Annotated in this window: 12 protein-coding genes; 6 read left to right on the top strand and 6 right to left on the bottom strand. The window is 66.6% G+C overall.

Going from position 1 to position 16,265, the window contains the following annotated elements; genetic code table 11:
- Positions 1 to 154: 154 nt before the first annotated feature.
- Positions 155 to 1,783: a methyl-accepting chemotaxis protein gene (locus tag DB032_RS07045; RefSeq protein WP_107798844.1), complete on the bottom strand. Its 1,629-nt coding sequence runs from the start codon at positions 1,781 to 1,783 to the stop codon at positions 155 to 157.
- A gap of 241 nt (positions 1,784 to 2,024) precedes the next feature.
- On the opposite strand from DB032_RS07045, the gene DB032_RS07050 reads away from it, so the two are divergent.
- The 3 genes from DB032_RS07050 to DB032_RS07060 all read left to right on the top strand — a co-directional run bounded on the left by DB032_RS07050 (position 2,025) and on the right by DB032_RS07060 (position 5,175).
- Positions 2,025 to 3,263: a TIGR03862 family flavoprotein gene (locus DB032_RS07050; protein ID WP_107798845.1), complete on the top strand. Its 1,239-nt coding sequence runs from the start codon at positions 2,025 to 2,027 to the stop codon at positions 3,261 to 3,263.
- Between the two features lie 189 nt (positions 3,264 to 3,452).
- Complete coding sequence (locus DB032_RS07055; protein ID WP_048415477.1) at positions 3,453 to 3,665, top strand: sigma factor-like helix-turn-helix DNA-binding protein; 213 nt, start codon at positions 3,453 to 3,455, stop codon at positions 3,663 to 3,665.
- A gap of 151 nt (positions 3,666 to 3,816) precedes the next feature.
- Complete coding sequence (locus DB032_RS07060; RefSeq protein WP_107798846.1) at positions 3,817 to 5,175, top strand: aspartate aminotransferase family protein; 1,359 nt, start codon at positions 3,817 to 3,819, stop codon at positions 5,173 to 5,175.
- 141 nt (positions 5,176 to 5,316) lie between these two features.
- Here the strand turns inward: DB032_RS07060 and DB032_RS07065 are convergent, their stop codons facing one another.
- Complete coding sequence (locus tag DB032_RS07065; RefSeq protein ID WP_107798847.1) at positions 5,317 to 7,473, bottom strand: HDOD domain-containing protein; 2,157 nt, start codon at positions 7,471 to 7,473, stop codon at positions 5,317 to 5,319.
- Between the two features lie 208 nt (positions 7,474 to 7,681).
- On the opposite strand from DB032_RS07065, the gene cysD reads away from it, so the two are divergent.
- From cysD to DB032_RS07080, 3 genes are all read left to right on the top strand, one after another.
- On the top strand, positions 7,682 to 8,608 hold the full coding sequence (gene cysD, locus DB032_RS07070; RefSeq protein ID WP_107798848.1) for a sulfate adenylyltransferase subunit CysD: 927 nt from the start codon (positions 7,682 to 7,684) through the stop codon (positions 8,606 to 8,608).
- Complete coding sequence (gene cysN / locus DB032_RS07075) at positions 8,608 to 10,044, top strand: sulfate adenylyltransferase subunit CysN (protein WP_107798849.1); 1,437 nt, start codon at positions 8,608 to 8,610, stop codon at positions 10,042 to 10,044. Before cysD ends, cysN begins: the two co-directional genes overlap by 1 nt.
- 421 nt (positions 10,045 to 10,465) lie before the next feature.
- Positions 10,466 to 11,470 (top strand): BMP family protein, encoded by a 1,005-nt coding sequence (locus DB032_RS07080; RefSeq protein WP_107798850.1) that lies wholly within the window; start codon positions 10,466 to 10,468, stop codon positions 11,468 to 11,470.
- A 242-nt stretch (positions 11,471 to 11,712) separates the two neighbouring features.
- Here the strand turns inward: DB032_RS07080 and DB032_RS07085 are convergent, their stop codons facing one another.
- From DB032_RS07085 to dhbC, 4 genes are read right to left on the bottom strand one after another with little or no spacing between them, the layout of a single operon-like run.
- Entirely contained in the window at positions 11,713 to 12,507 is a 795-nt protein-coding gene (locus DB032_RS07085) for a 2,3-dihydro-2,3-dihydroxybenzoate dehydrogenase (protein WP_107798851.1), read from the bottom strand.
- Complete coding sequence (locus DB032_RS07090) at positions 12,504 to 13,394, bottom strand: isochorismatase family protein (protein WP_107798852.1); 891 nt, start codon at positions 13,392 to 13,394, stop codon at positions 12,504 to 12,506. The genes DB032_RS07085 and DB032_RS07090 overlap by 4 nt, the downstream gene beginning before the upstream one ends.
- Positions 13,391 to 15,037, bottom strand: a complete 1,647-nt coding sequence (locus DB032_RS07095) for a (2,3-dihydroxybenzoyl)adenylate synthase (RefSeq protein ID WP_107798853.1) — start codon at positions 15,035 to 15,037, stop codon at positions 13,391 to 13,393. Before DB032_RS07095 ends, DB032_RS07090 begins: the two co-directional genes overlap by 4 nt.
- Positions 15,034 to 16,218, bottom strand: a complete 1,185-nt coding sequence (gene dhbC / locus DB032_RS07100) for an isochorismate synthase DhbC (protein ID WP_107798854.1) — start codon at positions 16,216 to 16,218, stop codon at positions 15,034 to 15,036. The genes DB032_RS07095 and dhbC overlap by 4 nt, the downstream gene beginning before the upstream one ends.
- Positions 16,219 to 16,265: the final 47 nt, after the last annotated feature.

A 16,265-nucleotide genomic window follows, 5' to 3' on the forward strand; every position in this document is an offset into this window, starting at 1 on the left:
ATTACGGTATCGGGCTGCGAGTGTAACAGGCCGGCGGCCAACGGCCAAATCGGATATCCGCCGCCGGCGGATTTATTTCGGCTCCGGCTCGCAAGAAGGCGAAGGCCCCGCGCGAACGGGGCCGAAATTGACTGGCGGCTCCATGAAGTTGGATTCACACGGTGAAGCGCGACACCGATTCCGTCAGCCGCTGGGCCAATTGTTCCAGTTGTTCGGCGGCGTTCACGGTTTGGCCGATCTCCTGATCGTTGGTCTGCGCCATTTCGGCGATGGCGTCTATGCTGCCGGTCACGGATTGGCTGGCGGCGCGCTGCTGCTCGGTGACGGCGACGATCTGGCGCAGGCCCTGGCGCACCTCGGCCACCGATTGATTGGCGGCGTCCAGCACGCTGGACACGCTGTCGGCGGACTGGCGGCTGGCGGCCAGCGAGCTGAGGCCGGCGTTGACCGCGGCGCGCACCGCGTCGGTTTTCTGGTTGAGCGCGCCGGTCACGGCGTCGATCTCGCTGGCGGAGCGGGCCGATTTCTCCGCCAGCTTGCGCACCTCGTCGGCCACCACCGCGAAGCCGCGGCCCTGTTCGCCGGCGCGCGCGGCCTCGATCGCCGCGTTCAGCGCCAGCAGATTGGTCTGTTCGGCGATCTCGCGCACTTCCTTGGTCATATTGGTGATGCTGGAGGTGGAACTGGCCAGCTCGGTTTCCGCCTGCGCCATCAGCCGCACCGCCTGCTCCACCTGGCTGACTTCGCGTTGCAGCTGGCTCAGGCTGGCGCGGCCGTCTTCGGAGCGTTGCAGGCTCTGGTCGGCTTCGGCGCTGACGTCCTCGGCCTTGCCGGCGATTTCGCCGATATGGCTGGCCAGCTGCTCCACCGCGCCGGCGGCGGACTGGGACTGGCGGTTTTGCCTGTGCGAGCTTTCCGCCAGGTGGGCTGCGCCGTCGGCCAGTTGGCGCGAGGACTGGGACACCGCGCCGGCGGAGGCGCCGACGTGGCGCACCAGCTCGGCGATGGCGGCCAGCATCTGGTTGAAGCGCAAGGCGGTGTCGCCGATTTCGTCGCGGCTGCGCACCGGCAGCCGTCGCGTCAGGTCGCCTTCGCCCTGGGCCAGTTCGGCGAGCCCGGCCGACATCGCCTGCAGCGGGCGGGTGACGAGGCGGCGCGCCAGCAGGAAGACCACCGCCATCAGGGGCAGGGAAGCCAGGATGGCGAACAGAATGCTCTGATCGCGGAAACGGCTGACCGAGGCGTAAGGCTTCTCCAGGGAGACGCGCATGCTGACCACGCCCAGCGGCGTCTTGTCCGCCACCTGGTGGCACATCATGCAGTTTTTGCCCAGATAGTTGCGCGAGGCCAGCGCCGGATAGACCACGCGCAGATGTTCGCCCAGCGCCGGCGTGGATTCAATCCGGATATGAGGCTTGCCGTCCCGCAGCGCCTGTTGCTCCACCGCGTCGCCGTTCAGATTCTTGTCGCCGGCGTTGCCGGGGCCGAACTGTTTGCTGACGGCCGGGGCGCGGATCACTCTCAGATCGCGCACCGCGGACAGTTCCTTGATCTGGTCCAGAAAAACGTCGCGTTGGCCCACGGTGCCGGTAATCATCATGCCGGTGAGCCCGGCCATGGTCATTTCATTCATGCTGTGGGCCAGGTCTTGCGCCTGTTCCACGGCGATGTCCCGGCTGACGCTGGTTTCCCAGGCAATCAGCCCGCTCCAGGCCAGGACCAGGCAGCACCATACCGCCATGGTCAGTTTCAGCCAGATCGGCCAATCGGAAAATTTGCGCATGCGTGTGCGGACGGAGGGTCCGTTCTCCCGGTGTGTTTGTAGAATCGCGCGATTGCCGCTATAGGTTTATTGAAATGGGTCGCAGCGCGATGGTAGTGATTTGATGACGTAGGAATGTTGGTTTAAATCAAACTTATAGTTAAAACGATTAGGCTTGGGTTTGCGGCGGTTTTCTGTGAAAATCCCGCCCTCGCCGCAGTTTGGGCGCATTCTTCACCATGGATTTCAAGGAGCGCAGTATATGGGTGACACAAGCGGACGCCGCGTAGCCATCATCGGCGGCGGGCCGGCCGGCCTGGCCGCCGCCGAGCAACTGGCGGCGGCGGGCGTGCGGGTCGATGTCTACGACGCGATGCCGTCGGTCGGCCGCAAATTCCTGCTGGCCGGCGTGGGCGGCATGAACATCACCCATTCCGAGCCCCACGCCAGCTTTGTGCAGCGCTACGGCGCTCACAGCGCCGAGTTGCGGCCCATGCTGGACGTGTTCAACGGCGAACATGTGCGCGCCTGGGTGCACGGCCTGGGCATAGAAACCTTCATCGGCAGTTCCGGCAAGGTGTTTCCCAAGGAAATGAAGGCGGCGCCGCTGCTGCGCTCCTGGCTGACGCGCTTGCGCGAGGCGGGGGTGAGCTTCCACGTGCGCCATCGTTTCCTGGGCTGGGACGAGCGCGGCCGCCTGCGGCTGTCGTCGCCGGACGGCGAGCGCCTGGCCGAGGCCGACGCCGTGGTGCTGGCCATGGGCGGCGGCAGCTGGCGCAAGCTGGGTTCGGACGGCAGCTGGGCGGCGATGCTGCGCGAGCGCGGCGTGGAGGTGTCCAAGCTGCAGCCGTCCAACTGCGGCTTCGACGCCGGCTGGAGCGAGTATTTCGCCGACAAGTTCGCCGGCGCGCCGTTGAAATCGGTGACCTTGCAGTTCCATCCGGCCGTCGGTCATCCGTTCAGCCGCCGCGGCGAGTTCGTCATCACCGCCGGCGGCGTGGAGGGCAATCTGATTTACGCCTGCTCCGGCGCCATCCGCGACGAAATCGCGCGCAGCGGCGCGGCCTTGTGTTATCTGGACCTGATGCCGGACTGGAGCTTGCAGCGCATTCTGGGCGAAGTGGCGCGGCCGCGGGGTTCGCGTTCGATGTCCAGCCATTTGCAAAGCCGCTTGGGTCTGAAGGGCGTGCGCATGGGCTTGCTGCGCGAATGCCTGGACAAGGACGTGTTCAACGACCCCGCCAAGCTGGCCGAGGGCATCAAGGCCTTGCCGTTGCGCTTGCTGGCGCCGCGGCCGCTGGACGAGGCGATCAGCACCGCCGGCGGCGTGACCTTCGGCGCGTTGGACGACAATCTGATGTTGCAGGCGATGCCCGGCGTGTTCTGCGCCGGCGAGATGCTGGATTGGGAAGCGCCCACCGGCGGTTATCTGCTGACCGCCTGCTTCTCCACCGGGCGCGCCGCCGCCGGCGGCGTGCTGCGCTGGATGCGGCAGGCTTGAGGCCTGTTGCGTCCACGCCAGCGCAATAGGCGGCGACTGCGTATTTACACGGAGCGCTGCCTGCATTTTTTTTGCAAGCCTCTATACTGGTAATGTCGCGCGAAACGCGCGGCCACGTCATTGTCGAGAAAGCCGCCCACTGCATGGACTGTCATGATGCGAAGGCGAACGCCTGAGGAGAACAGCGCGATGAAGCTTGACGATTTCAACCAGGTGGCCGATCTGATCGGCCTGAAAAAACGCTCGCGCGAAGCGGTGTGGCTGATGGAGGTGGAGGGCATGACCGGCTACTTCGCCGCCCAGCAAATGGACATCAGCGAGTCCACCGTGTCCCGCGCTCACAGCCGCTTCCGCCGCGCGCTGCAAAAAATCAACGCTCTGGCAGGCCATCTGCCCTTGTGAAAGCCGCCATCGCGGCGCTGACGAAGCCCGGCCTCGGCCGGGCTTCGTCGCATTCAGGCTGTTCCTTGTGCCGGGGAGGGCCGGCGCCGCTGCCGCCGTCGACGGCATCTGGATATACTGACGCGCAGTCTTCCCCTTCAAGGAGAGCTTCATGGCTTTGCGTCACGGCATCGATTTCGACAAGGCCCAGGCCTTGCACCGGCAGGAACTGGCGATGTTTTCCGAGCGGCGCCCGCGTTCGCGGCAGCTGTCCGCCGCCGGCGGCGAGCATTTGCTGTTCGGCGCGCCCTTGCACTGGATGGCGGACTGGTCCACTCCCTTCAATCTCTATGTGGAAGAGGGCCGGGGCGCGCGGCTGCGCGACGTGGACGGCCATGAATACCTGGATTTCTGCCTGGGCGACACCGGCGCGATGTTCGGCCATTCGCCGGAGCCGGTGGCGCGCGCCATCGCCGAACAGGCGGCGCGCGGCCTGACCGCCATGCTGCCGTCGCCGGACGCGGTCTGGGTGGCGGAGGAACTGGCGCGGCGCTTCGGTCTGTCGCACTGGCAGTTCGCCCTCAGCGCCAGCGACGCCAACCGCTTCGCGCTGCGCTGGCTGCGCGCCGCTAGCGGCCGGGACCAGGTCGTCGTGTTCAACGGCTGTTACCACGGCACGGTGGACGATGCCTTCGTCGATCTGGTCGACGGCCGGCCCAGGCGGCGCGCCAGCCTGCTGGGCCAGGTCCACGATCCGGCCGCGCATACCCGGGTGGTGGAGTTCAACGATCTGGAAGCGCTGGAGCGGGCCCTCAGCGACGAGCGGGCGGCCTGCGTGCTGGCCGAGCCGGTGATGACCAATATCGGCATGGTGTTGCCGGATCCCGGTTACTGGAGCGAGGCCCAGGATTTGATCCGCCGCTACGGCAGCTATCTGCTCTTGGACGAAACCCACACCATCAGCAGCGGGCCGGGCGGCTACGGCGCGGCCTACGGCCTGAAGCCGGACGCGCTGGTGTTGGGCAAGCCGCTGGGCGGCGGCCTGCCGTGCGCGGTGTACGGCTTCAGCGCCGAGCTGGCGGAGCGGGCGCAGCGCGCCAAGCGCGCGGCCGCGCCCGGCCATTCCGGCATCGGCACCACCTTGAGCGGCAATATGCTGGCCGCGGCGGCGATGCGCGCCAACCTGGCCGAGGTGATGAGCGACGCCGCCTATCAGCGGATGTTCGCGCTGGCCCAGCATCTGGCGGACGGTTTGCAGGACTGGATAGAACGCTGGCGGCTGCCGTGGTGCGTGAGCCGCGTCGGCGCGCGCTGCGAGTTCCAGTTTTCCCCGCGTCCGCCGCGCAACGGCAGCGAGGCGGGGGCGATGCTGGACGAGGAACTGGAGCGGGTGATCCATCTTTACCTGCTCAACCGCGGTTTCCTGATCACGCCCTTCCACAATATGTTGCTGCTGTGTCCGGACGCGGAGTTCGCCGACATCGATCGCCTGCTGGAGGCCTTGGACGGTTTCGCCGGCGAGGTGGTTTAGCGCCGGTTCAACCTCTCGCGAGCCAGAGCGGAACAAGGCGTTGCGGCTGAGAAAGCGGAGTGTACAAGGGGGGCGTGAGCATTTCGAAGCGGCGCTCACCTTGCCACGTCTCACGACGCGCAGCAGATCGTAAACAGCTTCTTAGCGCGCGGGCTGTTGGCGGATGGCGAGCAAGGCCTGATTGCGCAGCGTCTTCAGCAGGCTGAGCTGCTCCGGCGCGATGGCCAGCGAGCCCGCCTGGCGGCGGTCGCCGTAGAGTATGCCCAGCTTGCGTTTGTCCAAGGACAGCGGCAGCAGCACAAAGGTATGGGCGACGCCCATCTGGCGGAACCAGGCTGGGATGTGCTGGGCGATGGCCGGCGCGTCGATGTCGTCTATCAGCATGTCGGCGTTGCGTTCCAGCGCCTTGCGGAACAGGCTGTCGCCGCTGTCGATGTCGGCGCGCAGCGCCGGCAGCAGCAACTCCACTTTTTCGCCGAAACCGAAGCGCGCCTGCAGCGGCAGATCGGCCCCGCTGCGCGCGCAGATCAGCGCGTGGTCGAAGCCCAGTCCGCGGTACATGGTTTCCAGAATGATGCGCAGCAGGTCGTTGAGCTTGTAATCGCCCAGCAGGGTGTTGGTGATGTCCTGCACGCCGGCGGACAGCACGGCGATCCGGCCGGCGGAGCCAGCGGTGGCCTGCAGCCGGGTGGGGTCCGGCGCGGGCGGCGGCGGCGCGGCGGGGCTGGGCGGCGGCGCGCTCTTGTCCAGCCTGGCCTGGCGCAAGGCCTGCGAGCGCGGGCCTTGGCCGGCTTCCGGGCCCAGTTCCGCCAGATAGGTGGTGAGCTGGGTTTGGGCCTGCGCCAGTTCCCGCTCCAGTGGTGCCCACTCCAGCGCCAGCGCCCGGCTGTAGCGTTGCAGCAGCTTGCGGCTGGCGTCGGCCTGGTCGATGCCGCTCTGGGTCAGTTGGCAGACCAGTTCGCGGCACAGCGAGCTTAGCGCCTTCATCCGCATCTCGCCGGTTTGCGGCTGGCGCACCGCGCCGGCCGGCATCGGTTCCATGCCGGTCAGAATCCGTTCCGGAAAACGCCACAAGGCGGCGGTGGCGGCGCCCAGGTCGGCGTAATGAGCGCCCAGCGTCTGGTGCGCGGCCTGGTCGACGCCGGCGCCGGCGGCGATCAGCGTCTGGATTTGCCGGTACTCGTCGCGGAAGTAGTTGACGCACAGCAGTTCGCCCAGGTTTTGCAGCATGCCGCAAATCAAGGCTTCTTCCGCCTCGCGCACGCCGCAGGCCGGTGCCAGCGAGCGGGCCAGCAGGCCGGTGAACAGGGTCTTGATCGCCACGTCGCGGATCTCGTCGGCGTGGGCGCGGTTGTGCAGGTGTTCGAACAGCAGCAGGCTGAGCGCCAGATTGCGTATGGTGTCGAAGCCCAGGATCACGATGGCGCGCGAGATGGTGCTGACCGCGCCGCCGTACTGGCTGAAATTGGCGGAATTCACCACTTTCAGCAGCTTATTGGTCAGCGACACGTCTTTGAGGATGGCGCTGGACAGCGCTTGCAGGCGCTCGCTGTCGGCGTTGTTGCTCTTGTTGATGGCGGCGATGGCCTGGGACAGCGCCGGAAAGTCCGGCGCGTGGCGCATGCGTTGCAGCAAGTGGTCCAGCGCGGCGCGGCCGCCTTCCTGGCGGTTGAAGCGTTGATGGCGGGCCAACCAGTCCTGCAGCCCGGCCAGCGCGCGGCGACAGGCGCCGGCGTCGGCCGCCAGGTCGCGCAGCGCGTCCAGCCATTGCTCCAGCTCCGGATCGCAGTCCCGTTCCGGCGCGCCGGCGCTGATCAGCCAGCGCAGCAGTTGTTCGGCCTGAGACAGCTCTTGGCGCAGCCGTTCCGGGTTCAAGGCCTGGCAGGCGTGTTCGCCCAGCAGCGCGACGCGCTGGTGGATGTCGGCGAGCACAGTTTCGGGATAGAGCCGCCCCAGGCATTTGCCGCTGGCGTGCAGGTGGATCAGCGGCTCCAGGATGTCGCAGGCCAGGCCGATGCGCTCGGCCAGCGGCAGCGCGGCCAGCGCCTTCAGACGCAAGGGCTGCAGCGTGTCCTGCCGGTAGACGGCGTAGGGTTTGCCGTCCAGGCGGGCCTGGCCCTGCCAGGCTTGCAGCAAGGGATGGCGGAAGGCCGGGCGCGGCGGCGCGTCCGGCAGCTCGGACGCGGACTCCACCAACGCCAGCGCCGCGCCGTCGCGGCTGGCCAGCAGTACCGACAGGCCGTCCGGGCAGTGCAGCGTGGCGACGATTTGGTATTCCGGCTCTGCGGCGGGGCTCATCGCTGTCTCCGTGCGGCTTGCGTATTTGTACTAATGTAGACAGTTATTGCCGCGTGGGCCGAAGATTCCGCAGCGTCCGTCCTGGCGTTCTTATTGCCCTTTGGACTAATTGTTGATTTGCTAAGAGCATATTGATATAACCCATCGGTTTTGATGCGCCGATGGGCTTTCGGTAGATTTGAGCGCATCTACAGGATGGGCAGGAAGCATGAACATCGGTCAACAGAGGCTGACTCACCTCAAGCAGTTGGAAGCGGAGTCTATCCACATCATTCGCGAAGTGGCCGCGGAATTCGAAAACCCGGTGATGCTGTATTCGATAGGCAAGGATTCGGCGGTGATGCTGCATCTGGCCAAGAAAGCGTTTGCGCCGGGCAAGCCGCCGTTTCCCTTGATGCACGTGGACACCACCTGGAAGTTCAAGGAAATGATCGCGCTGCGCGACAAGCAGGCGCGAGAGTATGGCTGGGATCTGATCGTCCACGTCAACCAGGAGGGCGTGGACGCCGGCATCAATCCGTTCACCGCCGGCAGCGCCAAGCACACCGACGTGATGAAGACCGAGGGCCTGAAGCAGGCTTTGAACAAATACGGTTTCGACGCCGCCTTCGGCGGCGCTCGCCGCGACGAGGAAAAAAGCCGGGCCAAGGAGCGGGTGTATTCCTTCCGCGACCGCAACCACCGCTGGGACCCGAAGAACCAGCGGCCCGAGCTCTGGAACATCTACAACAGCAAGATAGACAAGGGTGAGAGCATACGGGTGTTCCCGCTGTCCAACTGGACCGAGCTGGATATCTGGCAATACATCTTCCTGGAAAACATCGAGATCGTGCCGCTGTACTTCGCCGCCGAACGGCCGGTGATAGCGCGCGACGGCACGCTGATCATGATAGACGACGAGCGGATACTGGATTATCTGAGCCCGGCGGAGAAGGCGAGCATTGAAACCCGCCGCGTCCGCTTCCGCACCCTGGGCTGTTATCCGCTGACCGGCGCGGTGGAATCGCAGGCGGCCACGCTGCCGGACATCATTCAGGAGATGCTGCTGACCCGCACTTCCGAGCGTCAGGGCCGGGTGATAGACCACGACAGCGCCGGTTCGATGGAAAAGAAAAAGATGGAAGGATATTTCTGATGACCCACCAATCCGATCTGATCGCCGGCGACATCCTGGAATACCTGCGCCAGCACGAAAACAAGGATCTGCTGCGCTTCATCACCTGTGGCAACGTGGACGACGGCAAGTCCACCTTGATCGGCCGGCTGCTGCACGATTCCAAGCTGATCTTCGAGGATCAGCTGGCGGCGATAGAGCGCGACTCCAAGAAATACAACACCACCGATCAGGAGATAGACCTGGCCTTGCTGGTGGACGGTTTGCAGGCGGAGCGCGAGCAGGGCATCACCATCGACGTCGCCTACCGCTATTTCAGCACCGACAAGCGCAAGTTCATCATCGCCGATTGCCCGGGCCATGAGCAGTACACCCGCAATATGGCCACCGGCGCGTCCACCAGCAATCTGGCCATCATTCTGATCGACGCGCGGCGCGGGGTGCAGACCCAGACCCGCCGCCACAGCTTCATCGTCAGCCTGCTGGGCATCCGTCATGTGATCGTGGCGGTGAACAAGATGGACCTGGTGGATTACGACCCGGCGGTGTTCGAGCGCATTCGCGACGAGTATCTGGCCTTCGCCGAGGGCCTGGCGATTCCGGACATCCGCTTTGTGCCGATCTCCGCGCTGCGCGGCGACAATGTGGTCAGCCGCGGCGAGGGCGCGCCCTGGTATCAGGGGCCGACGCTGATGCAGTTGCTGGAAACGGTGGAAGTGCGCAGCGACGCGGCGCTGGAAGGCTTCCGCTTGCCGGTGCAGTACGTGAACCGGCCCAATCTGGACTTCCGCGGCTTTTGCGGCACCATCGCCGCCGGCGAGATCCGCCCCGGCGACGAGGTGCTGGCGCTGCCGTCCGGCCGCCGCAGCAGGGTCAAGGCCGTGGTGGCTTACGAGGGCGAACTGGCCGCGGCCGGGGCCGGCGAGGCGATCACGCTGACGCTGGAAGACGAGATCGACGTGTCGCGCGGCGATATGCTGGTGCGCGCCGATCAGCCGCCGCCGGCGGTGGCGTCCAGCCTGGACGCGCATCTGGTGTGGATGCAGGACGCGCCCTTGCGCGCCGGCAAGGAGTACGGCTTCAAGCTGGCCGGCAAATTCGTCACCGGCCGGGTGGAGGCCATCCTGCACCAGGTGGACGTCAACACGCTGGAGCAGAAGCCGGCCGAGGCGCTGCACCTGAACGAGATCGCGCTGTGCCGGATCAGCCTGAACGCGCCGGCGGTGATAGACGCCTACGCCGCCTGCCGCGGCACCGGCAGCTTCATCGTGATCGACCGGCTGAGCAACGCCACCGCCGGCGCCGGCATGATCACGGCGGCCAGGACGGAGCAGGCGGCCGCGCCTCAGGACGAATTGCAGCGCTTGCGCGCCTTCGAGCTGGAGTTGAACGCGCTGGTGCGCAAATACTTCCCGCACTGGGAGGCCAAGGACATCGGCCAGCTGTTTCCGCGCTGAGCGTGTGTTGAGCGTTGCCGACGGCCCGTCGCCCTAGTTTTCAGAGCCTGTTCAAAGTCTAGCGAGCGGGAGCGGGACAAGGTGTCGCGGCTGAGAAAGCGGAATGTACGTTTGGTATATGAGCATTTCGAAGCCGCACTCACCGTGCCGCCTCTCATACGGCGCGCTGTCCGTTTTTCGACCTGTTGTTGCAGGATTCGGCCACGCCGGTTTACAGCCGGCGGCGGGCTGCCTACAATCCGGCAGCTTCAATTGGCGCGTTGTATCCGCTGCGGTTCGCAGCGGCGTGGTTCTGTTTCGTCCCGTCTGCTCCGGCAGCCGCGGTCCACTCGGTTTCCCCCTCCGTCTTTCGCTTGAAGCGCCGGCAACGCCGCCCGCGGCGCTGTCGCATCGCCTGTAATCCACATAGAAAAGATAAAACATGACGTTTGCGCTGAAACACATCGCAGGCGCAACCGCTGCCATCTTGCTGGCAGGCCCGGTTGCAGCCAAGGATTTCACTGTCGCCGTGATCTACGATCAGGCGGGCAAGTTCGACAAGAGCTTCAATGAAGCGGCATTCAACGGCGCCGAACGTTTCAAGAAAGAATTCCACATCAACTACCGCGAAGGCCAGGTCAGCAACGACGCTCAGAAAGAGCAGATGCTGCGCAATATGGCGCGCAAGGGCGCCGACCTGGTGGTGGCGGTGGGCTTCGCCTACACCCAGTCCATCGAGACCGTGGCCAAGGAATTCCCCAAGGTGAAGTTCACCCTGGTGGATTCGGTGGCCAAGGGCCCGAATGTGCAGAGCATCGCCTTCAAGGAGCAGGAAGGCTCCTTCCTGGTGGGCATGGCCGCCGCGCTCAAGTCCAAGAGCGGCAAGGTGGGCTATCTGGGCGGCATGGACGTGCCGCTGATCCGCGCGTTCGGCTGCGGTTACGCCCAGGGCGCCAAGTACGCCAATCCCAAGGCGGTGGTGATGCAGAACATGATAGGCACCACCCACGCCGCCTTCAACGACCCGGCGCGCGGCGGGGAATTGGCCAAGAGCCAGTTCGATCGCGGCGTGGACGTGGTGTTCGCCGCGGCGGCGCTGTCCAATATGGGCGTGATCCAGGCGGCCAAGGGCGCCAAGAAGTTCTACATCGGCGTGGACAGCAATCAGAACTATCTGCAGCCGGGCGTGGTGCTGACCTCCATGGTCAAGCGCGTGGACAACGCGGTGTACGAAACCATGCGCGACGCCAAGAACGGCGCGTGGAAGCCGGACGTCAAGCTGATGGGCCTGAAGGAAAACGGCGTGGACTGGGCCTTGGACCCGCACAACCGTTCGCTGATCACGCCTGAGATGGAGAAGAAGATTCTGCAGGCGCGCAAGGACATCGTCAGCGGCAAGATCAAGGTGGTGGATTACCGCGCCGCCAACCGCTGCCCGGTGAACTGATCCGCTGGGCCGGAGCCGCGCCGCGCTTGGCGCGGCGACGTGACAACGGGCAAGACCAATGGTCTTGCCCGTTTTTCTTTGCGGATCGTGAATCGGTGTTCAGAACCTGTTTACGATCTCGCGAGCTAAGGTGAGACAAGGCGAAAACGGCTGAGAAAGCGGAGTGTACATACGGTACATGAGCATTTCGAATCCGGTTTCAACGCCGTATCGCCGACGCGCAGCAGATCGTAAACAGGTTCTCAGATCCCCAGCGTCGCGCCGCCGTCCACGTACAGATTATGCAGCGTAATGTGGCGCGCCTGATCCGACAGCAGGAACAGCGCGGCATTGGCCACATCCTGCGGCGCGGCGATGCGTTGCAGCGGGATGCCGGTGCGGTACTGCTCCAGCGAGCCTTGCAAGATGGCCGGCGGGATGGCGTCGTCGCTCCACAACTGGCGCTGCATCGCGGTGTCGGTGGAGCCGGGCGACACGATGTTGCAACGCACGCCGAACTCGGCCAGCTCCAGGCCCAGGCATTTGCTGAACTGGGTGGTGGCGGCCTTGGACGCGGCGTAGGCCGCCATCTGGGTGCGCGGCACTTCGGCGGCGTTGGAGCCCACGGTGACGATGCCGCCCCGGCGGCGCGCCTGCATGCGCCGCGCCACCGCGCGGCTGAGGAAGAACACGCCGTGAGTGTTGACGGCGAAGCTTTGCAGCCAGTCCTCGTCGCTGAGCTGTTCCACCGTGCCCAGGCGCAGCACGCCGGCGACATTGGCCAGCATGTCGATGGCGCCGATCTCGTCTTCGATGCGGGCCACCGCCTGTTCCACCGCCGCGCCGTCGCGGATGTCCAGCGGCAGCGGGATGATGCGGCCGTCGGCGTGGGCCGGCGCGTGGAGCGCCAGCTGTTGCAGGCCGTCGGCGCGCAGGTCCAGCGCCGCCACGCGGCAGCCCTGGTCCGCCAGCGAGCGCGCCAGCGCCGCGCCTATGCCCTGGGCCGCGCCGCTGACCACGGCCAGCCGGCCGTGGAATTCCGGGTAGCTGGCGCTCATGCGGCGGCCCCGTCCAGCTGGCGCGCCAGCAGCGCCTGCCAGGCGTTGACGGTAGGTTGTTGCGCCAGTTCGATGAAGTCGATTTCCGCGCCCAGCGCGCGCCATTGTTCCAGCAAGCTCATCAGGCGGATGGAGTCCAGGCCCCAGTCCAGCAGATTGTCGTCCAGGCCGATGTCGCTGGCCGGCTGCTGCAGCAGTTCGGCGATGGCGGCGCGCAGCGCTTCCGCGCTGGGCGCGGCGCTGGCCGGTGCGGCCTGCTGGTCCAGCTGGCCCAGCAGGCGCTGGCTGTCCAGGGTCACGCCGCAGCGCTGGGCCACGTATTCCAGCGCCATCGCGTGGCGGTCGGCGGAGAAGTCGGCCAGGCCGTCGGCGACGAAGAAGGGCTGGATATCGTACATGAAGGCGTCCAGCGCGGTGCTCATGCAGCCGATGTGGGCGTAGATGCCGCAGATGATCAGCTGGTCGCGGCCTTGCTGGCGCAGCAGATTGAGGAAGGGCGAGCGCTGGAAGGCGCTGTAGCGCCACTTGGTCAGCACGGTGTCGTCGGCGGCCGGGCTCAGGCTGGCCACGATGGGATGGCGTTCCGGGCGCGCCGGCAGGCCGGGGCCCCACATATCGTTGAGCAGGCCGCGGTCGCTGTCGGCCTGTTCCGCCGGCTGGGCGGTGTAGAACACCGGGATGTTCAGCTCGCGGCAGCGCGCGCGGATGGCGGCGATATTGCGCAGCGCGGTGGCCACCGGCTCGGCCTCGCGGTCATAGAAATCCAGGAAGTATTCCTGCATGTCGTGGATCAGCAGCGCGGCGCGCTGCGGCGCCACCGTCCAGTTGACGCGGTTGTCCGGCAGTTGCGACGGGATGGCGTAGGGGGCGATGCGGGGAATGCTCATGCTTGTGACCTTTGGGTGGACTGCGCGGCCAGTTTCTGTTCCAGCATCTGACGCAGGGTTTTCTTGCTGACCTTGCCGACGCTGGTTTGCGGCAGGGTGTCGACCAGCTCCAGCCGGTCCGGAATCTTGTAGGCGGCGAGGCCGCGCTCGCGCAGGAAGGCGGCCACCTGGGGCAGGCGGATCGCCTGTTGCTCGCGCGGGATGATGAAGGCGCAGGAGCGCTCGCCCAGATAGGGGTCGCTCATCGCCACGATGGCGACGTCGCGCACCAGCGGGTGGGCCAGCAGGTGGTTTTCCACTTCCTCGGCGGAGATTTTCTCGCCGCCGCGGTTGATCTGGTCCTTGGCGCGGCCTTCCACCGTCAGATAGCCGTCGGCGTTCATGCTCACCAGGTCGCCAGTGCGGTAGAAGCCGTCGGCGGTGAAGGCGCGCTGATTGTGGTCGGCGGCGCGCCAGTAGCCGCGGATGGTGTAGGGGCCGCGCGTCAGCAGGTGGCCGACTTCGCCCGGCGCCACCGGCTGGTCCTCGTCGTCGACGATGCGCACTTCGTCGTCGGCGCTGATCGGCCGGCCTTGTGTGTTCAGCACCTGCTCCGGGCCGTCGTCCAGCCGGGTGTAGTTGACCAGGCCTTCGGCCATGCCGAAGACCTGCTGCAGCTTGCAGCCGAGCGCGGGCTCGACGCGGGCGGCGAGCTCGGGGCCGAACTTGGCGCCGCCCACTTGCAGCAGGCGCAGGCTGGCGAGCTTGCCCGGCTGCTTGGCGGCGGCGTCCAGCCACAGCGGCACCAGCGGCGGCACCAGGGCGGCGATGGTGACGGCCTCGGTCTCGATCAGCTCGAAGGATTCGTCGACGCTGGGGCCGGAGGCCAGCACCACGGTGCCGCCGGCGTGGAAGACGCCGAAGCTGCCGGGCGAGCTCATCGGGAAGTTGTGGCCGGCCGGCAGCACGCACAGATAGACGCTGTCGCGGCTCAGGCCGCAGATCTCGGCGCTGGCGGCGAAGCTGTACAGATAGTCGTCATGGGTGCGCGGAATCAGCTTGGGCACGCCGGTGCTGCCGCCGGAGAGCTGGAAGAAGGCCAGGCCGCTGGGGTCCGGCTCCGCAGGCAAGGGCTGGTCCATCAGGTAGAGGCTGTTGAGCGGGGTGTAGTCGCCGGCGTCGCCGGCCACGATCACCTGCTGCAGCGAGGGCGCCAGCGGCAGCAGCTCGGCCGCCAGCGCGCGGTAGTCGAAGCCGGCGTGCTGGTCGGCGCAGATATAGACCGCGGCGTCGGTGTGCTGGCAGAAGTAGGACACTTCGGCGCGGCGATGCGCCGGCAAAGCGAACACCGGCAGCATGCCGAGGCGGAACAGCGCGAAGGCGACGATGAAGAATTCGGCGCAATTGGGCAGCTGCACCACGGCGCGCTGGCCGGGACGCAGGCCGCGGGCGTACAGGCCGGCGGCCAGGCGCTCGGCGTAGAGCTTGAGCTCGCGGTAGTTCAGCCGCTGCTTGCCGGCCACCAGCGCCAGCTTTTCCGGCTGCTGCTCGACCTGGGCCGCCAGCATGGAAAACAGGGTCTGGCCTTGCCAATAGCCGGCCTCGCGGTAGCGGCGGGCGAAATCTTCAGGCCACGGCGTCCAGTCCAGTTGTTGCTCGCTCATGCCGCCTCCGCCAGGTCGGCCAGGCCCATTGCGCGCAGCATGGTGCGGAATTTGGCCGCGGTTTCGGCCAATTCGCTTTCCGGCAGCGAGCCGGTGACGATGCCGGCGCCGGCGAACAGGCGCAGCGTGCGTTCGGCGATTTCGGCGCAGCGGATGGTGACCGCCCATTCGCCGTCGCCCTTGCCGTCGCACCAGCCCACCATGCCGGTGAAGAAGCCGCGGTCGAAGGGTTCGATCTCGCGGATCAGGCTGCGCGCCGGGTCGGCTGGGAAGCCGCACACCGCCGGGGTGGGGTGCAGCGCGCGCGCCAGTTCGAAGGAGCCCACCGCCGGATCGATCAGCTCGCCGCTGATGCGGGTGGACAGATGCCACATGGTGGCGGTGGAGACCAGGGACGGGCCGGCCGGCACTTGCAGATCGCGGCAGTACGGCGCCAGCGCCTCGACCACGGCGTCGATCACCAGCTTGTGCTCGAACAAGTCCTTGCCGGACTCCAGCAGCGCGTCGGCGCGGCGGCGGTCTTCCGCCGGGTCCGGGCTGCGCGCGGCGGAGCCGGCCAGCGGATTGGTGATCACTTGCCGGCCGTAGCGCGCCAGCAGCAGTTCCGGGCTGGCGCCCATCAGCGCGCGGCGCGGCGCGCCGTCTTCGCTCAGCTGCACGGCGAAGGTGTAGCCGTGCTGATTCTGGCTGGCCAGATTGAGCAGCAATTGACGCTGGTCTATGGCCTGCTTGGCGGAAAGCTCTAAGGTGCGCGACAGCACCACCTTGTCCAGCGCGCCGCTGCCGATGCGGGCCAGCGCGTCGCTGACGCCCTGGCAGTAAGCGGCCGGCGCCGGCTGCGGCGTCAATTGGCAATCGGCTTGCAAGGGCTGGCGCAGGGCGCTGCGCTGATCCTGACTCAGCGCGTCGGCGCGGCGCACTTGTTGCGGCACGAACAACCACGGTTGTTGTTCCGGCATGAAGGGGATGGCGCCGACGACCACGGCCTGAGCCGGGTCCGGCTGGGCGGCCAGCGCGGCGGCGATGGCGGCGCTGGGATCGGTGTCGGTGATCACTTGCTGGATGCCTTCGGCCAGCAGGGTGTGGCATGGCGAGGCGAAGAAGAAGGCGGAATCGGCCTGGTAGGCGGCCAACAGATTGTGTTCGCCGCTATAGGCTGGGTCGAGTGAGGTTTGGTTCATCGCTATTCCTGAGTCCACTGGGTAGGTGGGGGATGGCTCGTCTGAGC

This window comes from Chromobacterium sp. Panama, from assembly GCF_003052555.1.
Lineage (GTDB): Bacteria > Pseudomonadota > Gammaproteobacteria > Burkholderiales > Chromobacteriaceae > Chromobacterium.

Coding starts and splice junctions, on each gene's coding strand:
- DB032_RS07045 (WP_107798844.1), bottom strand. CDS start 1,783: ATGCGCAAATTTTCCGATTGGCCGATCTGGCTGAAACTGACCATGGCG.
- DB032_RS07050 (WP_107798845.1), top strand. CDS start 2,025: ATGGGTGACACAAGCGGACGCCGCGTAGCCATCATCGGCGGCGGGCCG.
- DB032_RS07055 (WP_048415477.1), top strand. CDS start 3,453: ATGAAGCTTGACGATTTCAACCAGGTGGCCGATCTGATCGGCCTGAAA.
- DB032_RS07060 (WP_107798846.1), top strand. CDS start 3,817: ATGGCTTTGCGTCACGGCATCGATTTCGACAAGGCCCAGGCCTTGCAC.
- DB032_RS07065 (WP_107798847.1), bottom strand. CDS start 7,473: ATGAGCCCCGCCGCAGAGCCGGAATACCAAATCGTCGCCACGCTGCAC.
- cysD (WP_107798848.1), top strand. CDS start 7,682: ATGAACATCGGTCAACAGAGGCTGACTCACCTCAAGCAGTTGGAAGCG.
- cysN (WP_107798849.1), top strand. CDS start 8,608: ATGACCCACCAATCCGATCTGATCGCCGGCGACATCCTGGAATACCTG.
- DB032_RS07080 (WP_107798850.1), top strand. CDS start 10,466: ATGACGTTTGCGCTGAAACACATCGCAGGCGCAACCGCTGCCATCTTG.
- DB032_RS07085 (WP_107798851.1), bottom strand. CDS start 12,507: ATGAGCGCCAGCTACCCGGAATTCCACGGCCGGCTGGCCGTGGTCAGC.
- DB032_RS07090 (WP_107798852.1), bottom strand. CDS start 13,394: ATGAGCATTCCCCGCATCGCCCCCTACGCCATCCCGTCGCAACTGCCG.
- DB032_RS07095 (WP_107798853.1), bottom strand. CDS start 15,037: ATGAGCGAGCAACAACTGGACTGGACGCCGTGGCCTGAAGATTTCGCC.
- dhbC (WP_107798854.1), bottom strand. CDS start 16,218: ATGAACCAAACCTCACTCGACCCAGCCTATAGCGGCGAACACAATCTG.